14 protein-coding genes and 1 pseudogene are annotated in these 12,306 nt (G+C 28.3%); 11 read left to right on the top strand and 4 right to left on the bottom strand.

Going from position 1 to position 12,306, the window contains the following annotated elements; genetic code table 11:
* Positions 1–96 precede the first annotated feature (96 nt).
* Positions 97–525 carry a hypothetical protein gene (locus tag METBO_RS05675; protein WP_013644726.1) on the bottom strand — a complete coding sequence of 143 codons (429 nt, stop codon included), beginning with the start codon at positions 523–525 and terminating at the stop codon, positions 97–99.
* Between the two features lie 421 nt (positions 526–946).
* Here METBO_RS05675 and METBO_RS05670 point away from each other — a divergent pair, with 421 nt between their 5' ends.
* The 9 genes and pseudogenes from METBO_RS05670 to METBO_RS05635 all read left to right on the top strand — a co-directional run bounded on the left by METBO_RS05670 (position 947) and on the right by METBO_RS05635 (position 6,088).
* Positions 947–1,405: a hypothetical protein gene (locus tag METBO_RS05670; RefSeq protein WP_013644725.1), complete on the top strand. Its 459-nt coding sequence runs from the start codon at positions 947–949 to the stop codon at positions 1,403–1,405.
* 11 nt (positions 1,406–1,416) lie between these two features.
* Positions 1,417–1,602: a hypothetical protein gene (locus tag METBO_RS05665; protein ID WP_013644724.1), complete on the top strand. Its 186-nt coding sequence runs from the start codon at positions 1,417–1,419 to the stop codon at positions 1,600–1,602.
* Positions 1,603–1,906: 304 nt separating this feature from the next.
* Positions 1,907–2,254 (top strand): DUF5518 domain-containing protein, encoded by a 348-nt coding sequence (locus METBO_RS05660; RefSeq protein ID WP_144017522.1) that lies wholly within the window; start codon positions 1,907–1,909, stop codon positions 2,252–2,254.
* A 46-nt stretch (positions 2,255–2,300) separates the two neighbouring features.
* Positions 2,301–2,666 (top strand): DUF5518 domain-containing protein, encoded by a 366-nt coding sequence (locus tag METBO_RS12660; protein ID WP_013644722.1) that lies wholly within the window; start codon positions 2,301–2,303, stop codon positions 2,664–2,666.
* A 146-nt stretch (positions 2,667–2,812) separates the two neighbouring features.
* Positions 2,813–3,290, top strand: a pseudogene (locus tag METBO_RS13190) (transposase); the annotation flags it as partial.
* 111 nt (positions 3,291–3,401) lie between these two features.
* Positions 3,402–3,752, top strand: coding sequence for a DUF5518 domain-containing protein (locus METBO_RS05650; RefSeq protein ID WP_013644721.1), 351 nt, complete (start codon positions 3,402–3,404; stop codon positions 3,750–3,752).
* A gap of 1,054 nt (positions 3,753–4,806) precedes the next feature.
* The gene (locus tag METBO_RS05645; RefSeq protein ID WP_144017521.1) at positions 4,807–5,199 is read left to right on the top strand and encodes a hypothetical protein; all 393 of its coding nucleotides are present in this window, start codon (positions 4,807–4,809) and stop codon (positions 5,197–5,199) included.
* Positions 5,200–5,726: 527 nt separating this feature from the next.
* Entirely contained in the window at positions 5,727–5,897 is a 171-nt protein-coding gene (locus METBO_RS13600) for a hypothetical protein (RefSeq protein WP_158304890.1), read from the top strand.
* A complete protein-coding gene (locus METBO_RS05635; protein WP_048186377.1) occupies positions 5,882–6,088 on the top strand; it encodes a hypothetical protein in 207 nt (68 codons plus the stop codon). Before METBO_RS13600 ends, METBO_RS05635 begins: the two co-directional genes overlap by 16 nt.
* Before the next feature lie 336 nt (positions 6,089–6,424).
* Here METBO_RS05635 and METBO_RS05630 read toward each other — a convergent pair whose 3' ends face one another.
* Positions 6,425–7,447, bottom strand: coding sequence for a hypothetical protein (locus METBO_RS05630; protein ID WP_013644718.1), 1,023 nt, complete (start codon positions 7,445–7,447; stop codon positions 6,425–6,427).
* A 350-nt stretch (positions 7,448–7,797) separates the two neighbouring features.
* Here METBO_RS05630 and METBO_RS05625 point away from each other — a divergent pair, with 350 nt between their 5' ends.
* Positions 7,798–8,409 (top strand): hypothetical protein, encoded by a 612-nt coding sequence (locus tag METBO_RS05625; protein WP_048186375.1) that lies wholly within the window; start codon positions 7,798–7,800, stop codon positions 8,407–8,409.
* Entirely contained in the window at positions 8,406–9,044 is a 639-nt protein-coding gene (locus tag METBO_RS05620; RefSeq protein ID WP_013644716.1) for a metal-dependent hydrolase, read from the top strand. The genes METBO_RS05625 and METBO_RS05620 overlap by 4 nt, the downstream gene beginning before the upstream one ends.
* A gap of 143 nt (positions 9,045–9,187) precedes the next feature.
* On the opposite strand, the gene METBO_RS12655 is transcribed toward METBO_RS05620, so the two are convergent.
* Positions 9,188–10,372: a GTP pyrophosphokinase gene (locus METBO_RS12655; protein ID WP_013644714.1), complete on the bottom strand. Its 1,185-nt coding sequence runs from the start codon at positions 10,370–10,372 to the stop codon at positions 9,188–9,190.
* A gap of 70 nt (positions 10,373–10,442) precedes the next feature.
* Positions 10,443–11,801 carry an RNA-binding domain-containing protein gene (locus METBO_RS05610; protein ID WP_013644713.1) on the bottom strand — a complete coding sequence of 453 codons (1,359 nt, stop codon included), beginning with the start codon at positions 11,799–11,801 and terminating at the stop codon, positions 10,443–10,445.
* Between the last annotated feature and the right edge of the window lie 505 nt (positions 11,802–12,306).

Raw genomic sequence — 12,306 nt, 5'->3', positions numbered from 1 at the left:
TTACAGTATTTTATATTTTCAAAATTATCTAAAACCACCTTGGTTAAATCTTTAAAATTGGACATCCTGATTTAATGAACTGTATTTTTTTAAGAATTAATTGTTTATGATGGATTTTTTAGTTTTATTTCCTATATAACTTCCAACTAATGCAAAGATTATATTTATAGAACTAATAATTAATGCAGATTCAACAGCCCCTATTGTTAATAAAACAGTTATTATATATGGTATAATGGGTAAAATACCGATTAAAGGGCTTTTGTTAGAAAGTAGGACAGTGATAAAACCCCCTACAAATGCACCAATTCCAAATGATATAGTAATAACAAAAAACGATAAGTGAAAATAAAAAGCTAATTCAGTTATACTCGGAGTAATTATGAATACTGTTACAACTCCAATCGCCGTAGCTATAATAGGGTTATAAAGATGTAATTTCAATTTATCATTCAGAAGTAGTACGATAAAAACAATTAAAATACCAATCGCCAAAATACCAAAAATAATCGAAATATCATTCATTTTTTAATCTCCAACTACTTATTTAAAACAATATCACTAACAAAACTAAATATCGTGTTTCATTCATAAGTACTTGAATCTTTCAGTAGAATAGTCTTTACCTCACATTGCATCGTTATTTATGGACCTAATTCTAAAATTAATTTTTTTATGATCTTACTTATGATATTAAAAAAAATATAAAATTGAATTCAATTTATAAACTTTTTATTTTTACAAAATCATGTTTAACTGCTAGAAAGTTCCTTCGTCGCAAGCTCCTCAGTCACAAAAACATAAACCTTATTATAATTCATATTTAACAGTTAAGTACCATAATTATTTCTTTATAAGTGAATTTAAGCATTTTAAAGCGAAATATTTATATAGTCCGGATGACATAATATTACTTACAGGAGTAAAAGTGTTATAGGTGATTCAAATGAAAACTCAACAAAATATGAGACAAATGGTTTTTGTACCCCATAGAGATGGAGAATGCTTAATTGGAAACAGTAACACCGGAAGACTCCATTCACTTGATTGCAGTGCCATTGATATGATGAGGGAAGATCATAAAATACCTACAGATGGTGCAGGATTTACACCTTGCGGCTGGTGCCATGCATGTGGAACCTGCCATGAAACCATTTTTGAAGAAGTCAATGAAGATCCTGAAGGAACTGAACTCTGCATGGACAAAAGAATAATTCAACTATTCAAACAGACAGGATGTGCAAGTTGCAGTTCAAAAAAAGGAATAATCAAAATGTTTCATGATCCTCACGGTGTGAGATTAATCGGAAGAGAAGGCCATTGGTGGATCTACTTTGAATGTGAAGAATGCGGTTACCAAACTGCATGGTGGAAAGCCATGAATAAACTAAAAAATAGTAAATGAAGGTGTGGAATATGAAAAAAGAAAAACGAGTGTGTTTAACACTACCCCAACCTATTCATGAAATGATATGGAAAACTTCGGGTAAACTTAAAGTCAACTACGTTGCAGAATCACTTCTCATTGAGTTCATGGTGGATCCAGATCTTCAAAAAAGAGTAAAAAACAGAATTAGGGATGGTTTTAAACGAAATAAATAAAGCCATCCATTATTTAAGTCATATAAATAATTATGAATTTGATAATTAAGTTGTTAAATGGAATTATTTATTTTTATCACTGTCTTGATGATTTTTCTCTTTAAATTTTATGAATGACCCAATATTTATTCTACGAAATTCCTCTTACTTTTAGAAGTTTTTAATAACATATATATTCAATCCAAACAAAAATCATTAAAAGATCTAAAAAATGTTGCCATCTGATGATATTTAAGGTTGGGTAGCTAAAAGAGATTAGTGTTTAATAAAGTGAACCAATGGAAGTACTTATATGAATATTAAATTGAAAACATTAGCAATTGGTATAATAATTAACATATTACTTGGTTTAATTCTTTCATATTTGCTGGGTGGTATAGGACTCACAGTTGCACTAATTTTAGCTGCCGTTTACGTAGGTTTTAAGGTCGAAAAAAATTATAAAGTTGGGGCATTGAATGGAGCAATTTTGGGTATTATTTTTGGAATTTGTTTTGGAATTTTACTCGATAATTCATTAGGGCTTCTTTATTTGAGAGCCATTGGCCTTGTAATATTCCTTTTATTAATTCCTACAGTGATATTTGGTATAATAGGTGCAATAAGTAGTATAATAGGTATTTATATCAATGAAAAACATCAAAGAGCCTAGCTGATTAAGTTATTAATTGTATGTATTGAGTTAGATGGAGATAAATATGAATTTCAAAAATTTGAATTTAATAATAGGTTTAATTATAGCTATTTTTCTTGCTTATATTATCCCAAATACAATAGGTAGTTTAATTGCTGTGTTCTTAGGAGCAATGTATGTAGGTTATATGATTGAAAAAAATTATAAGGAAGGCATATTTAATGGTGCAATCCTTGGAGTACTTTATGCTATATTTGCAGCAATAGCAACTTATTACATTATGAACTATCATTTTGTGTCTGTAAGTGAATTAACAACTTGGATTTTCAGTTTAATCATATTATATGTAGTTTGTGGAGTACTTGGAGGAATTTTTGGAACTTTCATCAAAAACCTAAAAATACTTTCATTTGATAAAGTTGGAGAGTAATATTTTTTACTATCCTATTGTTATAAAATGATATTTCAATAAATCCTTTAGGGTCTTATATATTTTTCTTTTTTTTGAAGCGTTAATTTTTAGTATTTTAAGTATTATTTATTTTTATTTTCTAAAAATAATTTGATAATTAGCATATATCTGAATTTTTATCGAGATTTAAATCCGATACATACGTTAAAATCGTAAACAGCTTTTAATAACACCAAACCATTAAAAAAACGTTGAAAACCAACTTTTATTCTTTATTCCACTCCCGTGGATTTAGATTACAATTTAAAACGCATAAATCGTTCTAAAAAACATCTAGAAAAATGAGATCTCAAATGGAGTTAGTTATCCTCTTATGGATTTTATATAGGTATTAAAGCAATTATAGTAATGGAAAAAAAATCAGCACTACCTGTTGCCATTATAATCCATTCTGGAGTCCGACACGATTCAAAAATTTTCTCAGAAATAATGGAAAACCTACAAAAAAGAAGAATAATCAGAAAAAACGACACAATAATATTCGACAGATGATATTACCGCGATAGAAACTACAATTTAAATATAACCAACACAAAAACAAGATCCAAACAAAAACTTAAAAAAAAAAGGGTTTCTACAAAGCCGAAAAAATTAGAAAATTTCATAGTTATTTATAATATTTAGAGTGCGTTCAGAAAGTTGGTATCGATACTCTAAAGAAGTAAATAATAATCAGTTTAAGGAGATGAAAAGATGGTAGAAATAAAATGGATGCCTGTAATAATTGGTTTAGTAATAGCAATAATATTGAGTATTATTCTAGGATTATTCCTGGGTTCTTGGGGAGATATCATTGGATTTTTGATAGCAACTATTTACGTTGGTTACAGTGTTGGTGGAGACTACATGAATGGGGTCGTACATGGTGCATTAGTTGGTATTGTTGCAGCTATAATGGTGGGTATACTTGCAATACTAGGGTTAAGCCCTATACTTGGAGCTGTAGCAGTAGCAGGAAATATGTCGGCATTAATTTTAGGTATCATAGTAGATGGAATCATTGGTGCAATAGGTGGAGTCATTGGTGTCTTAATAAAGGGTTAAGGTAGTATAATCAGATTCGAATTGCGAAATGGTAACATCACAAATTATTGAACCGAATGATGAATAACAATTTAATTATTTTTTTAACTGACTATTTTATCCGTTCAATGTTTCAATAAAATTGAGATTTTAATAATATTTTGTCAATTTTTAATTTTCGATTTCTTGATTTTCCATGTTCAACTCAATTTAGATCCAAAAGGAGGAAGCACTTTCAAAGAGAGGTGCAATTTGTGTAATGTGCTACTTGGAAGACTAATTATCTTTGATGTATTGAACTTATTCCCACATTTCATGGTATCTTTCTAATGTACCTATGTGAATAGATAAGAAATTGAGGTGTTGTTCTTGAGTCATGGGTATCAACTCAATCAATTTTGTGGGGACTATATTTTCTCTTCTTTTGGAAATTGGAGCATTTAACTTTTTTTATATTTGTGAGATGACCATATGATATTCTTTTTCTTGGAGTAGCCATATAAATCTCTTTTTCATTATAGGGCTATTGGGGTCTATTTCCTTAAAATGGCCATAAATATTCATGAAATGACTATAGAAACTTCCAATACTTGAAAGGGCTATAGATATTCCCATTCATGAGAAGACCAAGATCATTCCATTTTTTGGGAGGGCCAATGAAACTCCCATTATCCTGAGAAGGTTATACTAACTTTGTTTCATGATAAGGCCATAGATTCTCCATTTTTGTGCGATGAACATTGGGACATCCAATTCTTGAAAAGGCCATAGAAACGTCCAATATTTGTGAAGTCCAAAGAAACTCCCATTTCATGGGAGGGCCATAGATTTTTGACTCAATTTTTTATTATAGATGTAAATATTTATCATTTCATTTATCCGATTTTGGAATCATTAATGGAATTTTTTATTAAGTTTTTGGTGTGTGATATTCTGCATAGATCATTATGCGACCTATTCGAGACTGATTATTAATAAAAAAACACCATAATGGAGTGGAATGATAAAATGAGTATTTATGTTTACAGGCAATTTGTTCAAAACATTTAAATTAATTTATTCAGAAAGAGTTATTATGGAAATAAGTGCTATATTTGTTTTAATAATGAGTATTCTTGTATTAATTTTCTCTATTTTAGTAATCAATCATTATAGATTACATCCTGAAAAAGATGGAACGATCCTATCTATTTCGTTAGTTACTCTAGGAATTATTCTTGTTATAGGTGCAATTACGGATCTTACCAGTTTATTAATACTATTGTATTTGATTATATTCTTACTCTATTACAAATATACTTTAAATAAAAACCCTGAAATCAGGAAAAATAGAGAAAAAGGTAAGGAAATATTAAAAAAACATCCAACTTACAAGATTTTAAGAATTTCCCAATATATAATGCTAGCTTGTGCTATCTTTTTGAGCTTAATTATCTCAATAATTGTAATATTTAATATAAAATTTTAGTGAGAAGTCATCAACTTTCAAATTTATAAAAAGTGGATTAATCGATTCAATGCAGATAATCTTATATTATTAGTACACAAATCAACTAAAAAATGGGTTTCTACAAACCCATAAATTAAAAAAAATAATGAACTTTTAGAGGTAAAATGAAATCGTACATAAGCATTATCATTATTATAATAGGTGTGATTGCTTTTTTAGTTACTCGAATTGTACATGATCCAAGTTATAATTTTAGTCTTGGTGCAATCATAATTATTATTATTGGACTAATTTGGATGTATTTCGATTCTAAAGGTCCAGATCGTAAATTTAACTTCAGAAAAACGGATTCTGTTGATAACTGTACAAAATGCAAATATTACAATAAAAGATCTTTTAATGGTGTAAATGCAGATTGTAAGTTTTTATATATAAAAGTAGACGAATTCCATGTTTGTGATTTATATAAAAAAATTAACTAAAAATTTAGATTCTACATTGCTATTTTTTTGAAGGGTAATATTATTAAGAATCAGCATATAATCATGATTGATTGCAGTGCAATTGATATGATTGGGGAAGACCATAAAATACCCACAAATGGTGCAGGATTCACACTCTGTAGATGGTGCCATGTATGCAGAACAATCCACCAAGATATTTTTAGGAGACAATCAGATCCAGAGAAACTGAACTCTGCATGGACAAAAGAATAATTCAACTATTCAAACAAACAGGATGTGCAACTTGCAACTCCAAGAAAGGAATAATAAAAATGTTCCCAGATCCCCACGGTGTGAGACTAATCGGAAAACACGGCCACTGGTGGATATACTTCGAATGTGAAGAATGCGGCTACCAAACAGCATGGTTGAAAGCAATAAATAAACTAAAAAATAGTAAATAACGGTGTTAAATATGAAAAATGAAAAAAGTGTGTTTAACACTCCCCCAACCCATCCATGAAATGATTTGGAAAACATCTGGAAAACTAAAAGTCAACTACGTTGCCGAATCACTACTGATAGAATAAATGGTGGACCCAAAGCTACAAAAAAGAGTTAAAACTAGAATCAGAGAAGGTTTTAAACGAAATAAATAAAGCCCCTTTCTTTTTTTCACTATAAACATTCTAAAGAATCTTATATGAAATAAACATTTAGAAGAATATATTTGATAATCTAAGATTGATAATTGGGTTCAAAATCATATTTTAAAAAAATAAGTAGTCTTTAACCGCTTATCAATTATTTATTTCATTAATAACTTTATCAACCAATAAACTTACTTCATTACCTATTTTTGTAAATTTCTTTTCTATTCCCCAAGAAAAACGAATACGTTCTAATTTAAATAATTTTGTTCCAATCTTTATAAGATCCTCATTTAATTCCTCTTTGGTTTCATACGAAGATAAAATTAATATTTGCATTCCAATTGAACTAAATCTTTTTCCCATATTTGTATAAAATGATCCAAATTTCTCTTCTTCATTTTTATACACGGATTCCCATAATATTTTAAATTCATTTAACTTAGATAAAATTGCTTTCCGATTATCATTTATATTAGAATTAGAACCATTTATTGGAGATGCAGGGTTATTAATCCAGATTCCATTGGAAAAAATATCATTATAATTACTTAATTCTTTGTTTATTGATTCTTGTGCCTTACTAATTTTTTCAAGTTCTTTAACTACTTCATTAAATCCCTTCTCTTCGCTGGAAAGTACATTAAAATAAGCACCAATATCTAAAATATGTTCTGTAGTTCTTTTAGATTCTTCTAGTCCCCCATAATAAGTTATTTTAGCGTTGTACTTATTAGGAAAATTTTTTATTCCATAATACCCTATTGTTGAATCAAAGAATGTTTTAATTTTGTATTTAGGAGGCATTGATCCAATTCCTTCTTTTATAAAAGCAATTTCATTTATATCATGTCCTATGCTACTAATAAGCTTTGGATCGAACTTTATTTTCACATCTTTGGCCAATCCTTTACCAACATTTTCTACAATTAAGTTAATTATACGATTCTCAAATTCAAAATATGCTACTACATAAGGAGCAATTTCTTGATCTCTAGTTTCCTTCATTTCTTGAAGAGTTAATTGAGATACCTTTGCAGATTTTTCAGTTGAAACAGCCATATCATATGTTTTCCATACATAAATTATTAAAAAAATTAGAGTAATCATTTGTATTATTGCAATAATTATATCCATAATATCTTTGTCAGCTGCCAACAATGGTATTGTCATGATATCATCCGTTTTCCTTAACTTATTTACTAAGTATTATAACTTTCATGTCTATCTTTTTCATAATTAATCCAGTTAACTCAACAATCATTTTTGTTATTATATGTCAATGAAAAACAAAGAATTTTCATGCTTTAGGAACAATATGGTTAGATTCCCTCCATTTCATGAGGAGGCCATAATTATTAATTACATTTTTAGAAATGAATTAGATCAAAATTTTATGAAAAACTATTTTTTGAAATATTTTTTGTATAGTAAAATTTGAATTGTTTTGAGATTTTTTATTAAGATTTTTGTGTGTGTGTTTTTTTTAAGTATTATATATGGGGAGAAATATAATAATAATCATGGAGAATGTAATACAAATAATGGAGGAGATAAATAAAGGTAAGAATATTATCTTCTACAATAAGAACATCTACGATTGTTATGACCAATTACAAGATGATTATGTTTGTATTTATTTCAATGAACCTACACCGGTCAAGGGCAAATTGATCAAAATAATTAATGAAATAACTGAAGACGATAGACCTTCATTAAACCGTAAAACCATTGCTGCACTTAAAGAAATTTTGATCAAAGGATTAAAATATGAAAGGTTAATTATTTGTTTTAATCATTTTGACAGTTTAACTAACAAGTCTGTGAAAGTTTATCAGTCACTTAACAGTTTGGAGAACATTCAGTTTGTTTGCAGTTTCAATAAAAAATTTAAAAAAGAAATATATCCATTTTATTCACAGTTTGAACTTGCTAACAAGGAGGAGTATGAAAAGAAAACTGTTAAAGATGAAATTAACATGACTTTTCCTCTTTATTTGTTCATAGCATTACTTTGTTTTGTTATTTATCTTAAAGCTGCATCATCACTTTACATGGCCTTCATTTTAATTGGAGCTGCATGGTTTTCCTTAATAATATTTAGAACATTAATTTTCATAGGGGGCCGACCATGAGAAGTTACACCCACATAGCTGGTGCTCTGGTTCTGTTCTTAGTATTTGCTTATATATTTGATTTAAATCAGATTTTTGTAGGTTTAATATTTGCAGCTTTGAGTTCAGTTTTTCCAGACATTTTAGACAACTTAATAAGCGAACACAGAGGATATGGCCACTCAATAATGTGGATCATCTTAGCTGTATTCATATTATTCTTTAATTTCACAATGGGATTTGCAATTATCATAGGATTACTATCTCACATTTTACTTGATTCAATTACCACCCATGGAGTTCCTATTCTTTATCCTATAAGAAAGACCAATTTCATTGTTTTAAATGCAAACAGACGAGTCAAAACTGGTACAAATCAAGATAATGCCGTATTCTTGGCATTGGTTTTTTTATTAATCACCATTTTATGCTTAAATATAGCATTTACTCAGATAAGCGCAATAAATCCTTTCCAATCATTTGCAGCACAAAGTCCTTCCACAAACAGGAACATGGCCATAAATGCTTCAAATGATTTAAAAACTAACTTTGATTTTGATTTACACTTGAATCAGAATGATAAAAATATTACCGTTAAAAAGATCAGCGAAAATGAAACCAATTACTTGATAAAAAATGTAGAACCTGGAGGTTGACATAATATGAAAAAATGCAGAATTTTCTGTGATGTGTATGGTGCAAATGTGAATCATTCTGAATGTATGAAATGCAAACTCAAAAAAGATTGTATCAAAGTTAAACTGCCAATTTTAAATAATAAAGATTTAATAAAATTTATTTAATATATTGTAGAACGAAATGTCATGGTCGATTTGGAACTGTCATTAGCAGCATAATCTTTAAATTTGGGATGTGCAATTATTAAAATTTGATTTATACATTCTGATTGATGCCACTTATTTTCATTTTCATATTGAGCAAAATATTTATTTTCTAAATCCTCTAAATCATCTATAATATAATATAATTCTAATAGCGTGTTTAAAGTAATTTGGTCATTGTTTTCATCGTTATATCTTTTTATATTTTCATATAATTCCTTAGTTTTAAAAAATATCTTTTCCCTATCTGAGAAATAAAAGTCTAAAAACTTTTGAAGAGTTTCGATAGTCAATTCCTGTCTAAATATGTTTGCGAAATCATCCACTTTCAGTTTTCTATTTTCATTCAAAAAATTTTCTTTAACTATTTTTAACTCATAATCATATTCCCATATATCATCTTTAAGTCTGACAAACTCTTCGTCTGCCAATTCCAATATTGCACTTAATTTGGCCAATTGATGTTGAAATTTGTGAGGAATATATTGACCTTTTTTATAAGTTAATTTATGTTGTATGGACGCATGAACATCCATTAATAATGTTCTGATTTGTATTTCAGCTGTTAAATCCTTTAAATTTTGATATTCATATTGTTTTAAATCATCATTTTTAATTTTAATAATAAAATGTTTAGATCTATAACCAAACTTTTCTGCATCTAATAAATCAGATTTATTCACCGATTTTTTAACATCAAATTCCTCTTTAATGATTTTTGAAATTATTTCTAAATCATCAGAAAAATAACAAATAATTCTAATGCCACAGATATCTTCTATTTCCTTAAAAGGATTCTTATAGCTTTTTCTTTGAATTTTCTCATAAAATTTATCAAAATCTTTAATTCTACATTCTATTCGAAATTTATCTACCTTGCTTTTTAGTGATTTTTCTAGATCATTTTTCAATATTTTTCCTAATTCAAGATAATTGTCGTATTTTTTTTGATATTCACGTTTTAAGTCATTTTTTGTGAGATTTATTGAATCTGAATCCGAAAAATTATCTATTTCAGGGTTATATTCATATTTTCCACCACATTCACAATATTTATTTTCTAAAATTTGTTCTGAAAATATTTTGGATTGTTTGCCACACCGATTACATTTAATATCTTTGATGAATTCGGAAGTTCCCATATTATCACCTAATAAATATTGCTTAGTTATTGCTTAGTTATTGCTTAGTTATTGCTTAAAAATGGATTTATTAAACTAAAATATAATGTGCACCAGGTCCAGAACCTTCTAATGCAATAATTCCTTTATCAACTAACTCTTTTAAGTCGTTTAAAGCTGTTGATCTACTGATACCGATGTTAATACTCCGATATTCCTTATTTGTTATTCGATTTTCTAAAAATAGGTAATCTATTGCTTTTTGTTGTCTCTTATTTAATTCCCTTAAGATTTCATCTGTTATTTTATATTTATTAAGTATAACAACAAAATCACCCGCTTTAATCTCAAAAATAGGTTTAGGAAGTCCTGCTTTTAAACAACTTTGGATTATCCGTTCTATTCCTGTTCCCCAATGTTCAATAAATTTGATATCAAAAAAACGTTTAGCTATTAAAGGATTTCTTGGATGAGAATTATGGGGTTTTTTAATATCTTCAACTGTCAAATGTTCAGGAAGGGGTCCACATCCCCAAAATTCTAATCGATCGTTGAAAATTCTTATTTGAATATTAGAACTTAACTTGTAATTTCTATGACAAATACAATTAGTAATTGATTCTCTAATAGCTGCTATAGGATATTCCCATTCATCTATTCTTTCAGTTCCGACAATAGTAGTTTTAAGATTTATATGGTCTTTTACAAATTCTATGGCTTTCGTTCTTTGATCAATGATATTTCCAGGAAAAGTTTTTCTATCAACAAAATCGATGGCTTTGGTGCCTTTAAATCTACCGCATTGTATTTCCGCTTGTCTAACAAATCTTTGAGGATCTTTTCCGAAAAGTAAAACAGCAGCATTAGTAAGTTTACCATCTTTAACTAAATCTAATTTACTTAAAGTTTCTTCAATAGATAATTCAGGATCTAAATCTCTGTTTCTTTGTTTATTAGTTTCATTTACAAACCATTTGAGTTTATCAACATCAATATCATCCTTTAAAGCATTTTCACAAATTTTTTCATCCCAATATACTCCACTATGACCTTCTAAAATCATTCTTTTAATTTCAGATGATGATAATTTTTGATTTGTTTTTCCAACCCTAATAAATGCTTTATCTCTGAAAAATACGGGCTTTTCTTCATTCTCTTCTACTTCGATAATGACAACATTGTTATTATTCTTTTTCAGGACTGTGATAGTGGGAAAAATATGAGGATCTGTGTTTCTTTGGATTTCATTTGCCAAATTTTCCAATGTATTTTTACCTAAACTAACTCCAACCACTTCTTTATTGTCATTTATTCCTACCAATATTGAACCTCCATTTTTATTGGAAAAAGCAGAAATAGCTGTGTAAATAGGGTTATGTAAAGATAAAGAGTTTTTAAACTCTATTTTCTCAGACTCTCCATTTTCTATCATCTTTGATAAATTTATCACAATTAAACCTCTTAATACTATATTCACAAATTATTATTTAATTTATCATTTATACTATTAACAATTTTAAATATCAAGATAAAATATTTTTATACGCGCGTGGTGTTTTTGGCGTTAGTATAGAAAGCATCAAGAATATCTTGAATTAATTTATCAGATTATATGATCTATGCAAAACTCTTGCTTACTACACACTCTTATGTAAACTATATAAACCTACTAATAACTACGCACACGTATGCAAACCTATGCAAAACCATTGCTAACTACGTAAACCTATGCAAATCTATACAAACTTACTACTAACTGCTTACACCTATGCAAACCTATGCAAATTCACTACTAACTGCGTACACTTATGCAAACTTATGCTAACTAACTACCACTTATACCTATGCCCCGATTATATATTAGGAGGCTCGTTACCTACATTGGAAAATAAGTAAAGATTATTGATAAAATGCTAGAAATTCTTTTATTTGTTTTAAGATAGTTTCATTATCAA

This window comes from Methanobacterium lacus (assembly GCF_000191585.1).
Lineage (GTDB): Archaea > Methanobacteriota > Methanobacteria > Methanobacteriales > Methanobacteriaceae > Methanobacterium_B > Methanobacterium_B lacus.
The sequence above is the reverse complement of the archived record's forward strand: the minus strand, read 5'-3'. Positions and strand labels throughout refer to the sequence as shown.

Coding starts and splice junctions, on each gene's coding strand:
- METBO_RS05665 (WP_013644724.1), top strand. CDS start 1,417: ATGAAAAAAGAAAAACGAGTGTGTTTAACACTACCCCAACCTATTCAT.
- METBO_RS05630 (WP_013644718.1), bottom strand. CDS start 7,447: ATGACAATACCATTGTTGGCAGCTGACAAAGATATTATGGATATAATT.
- METBO_RS05620 (WP_013644716.1), top strand. CDS start 8,406: ATGAGAAGTTACACCCACATAGCTGGTGCTCTGGTTCTGTTCTTAGTA.
- METBO_RS05650 (WP_013644721.1), top strand. CDS start 3,402: ATGGTAGAAATAAAATGGATGCCTGTAATAATTGGTTTAGTAATAGCA.
- METBO_RS13600 (WP_158304890.1), top strand. CDS start 5,727: ATGATTGATTGCAGTGCAATTGATATGATTGGGGAAGACCATAAAATA.
- METBO_RS05670 (WP_013644725.1), top strand. CDS start 947: ATGAAAACTCAACAAAATATGAGACAAATGGTTTTTGTACCCCATAGA.
- METBO_RS12655 (WP_013644714.1), bottom strand. CDS start 10,372: ATGGGAACTTCCGAATTCATCAAAGATATTAAATGTAATCGGTGTGGC.
- METBO_RS05625 (WP_048186375.1), top strand. CDS start 7,798: ATGGAGAATGTAATACAAATAATGGAGGAGATAAATAAAGGTAAGAAT.
- METBO_RS05635 (WP_048186377.1), top strand. CDS start 5,882: ATGGACAAAAGAATAATTCAACTATTCAAACAAACAGGATGTGCAACT.
- METBO_RS05645 (WP_144017521.1), top strand. CDS start 4,807: ATGGAAATAAGTGCTATATTTGTTTTAATAATGAGTATTCTTGTATTA.
- METBO_RS12660 (WP_013644722.1), top strand. CDS start 2,301: ATGAATTTCAAAAATTTGAATTTAATAATAGGTTTAATTATAGCTATT.
- METBO_RS05675 (WP_013644726.1), bottom strand. CDS start 525: ATGAATGATATTTCGATTATTTTTGGTATTTTGGCGATTGGTATTTTA.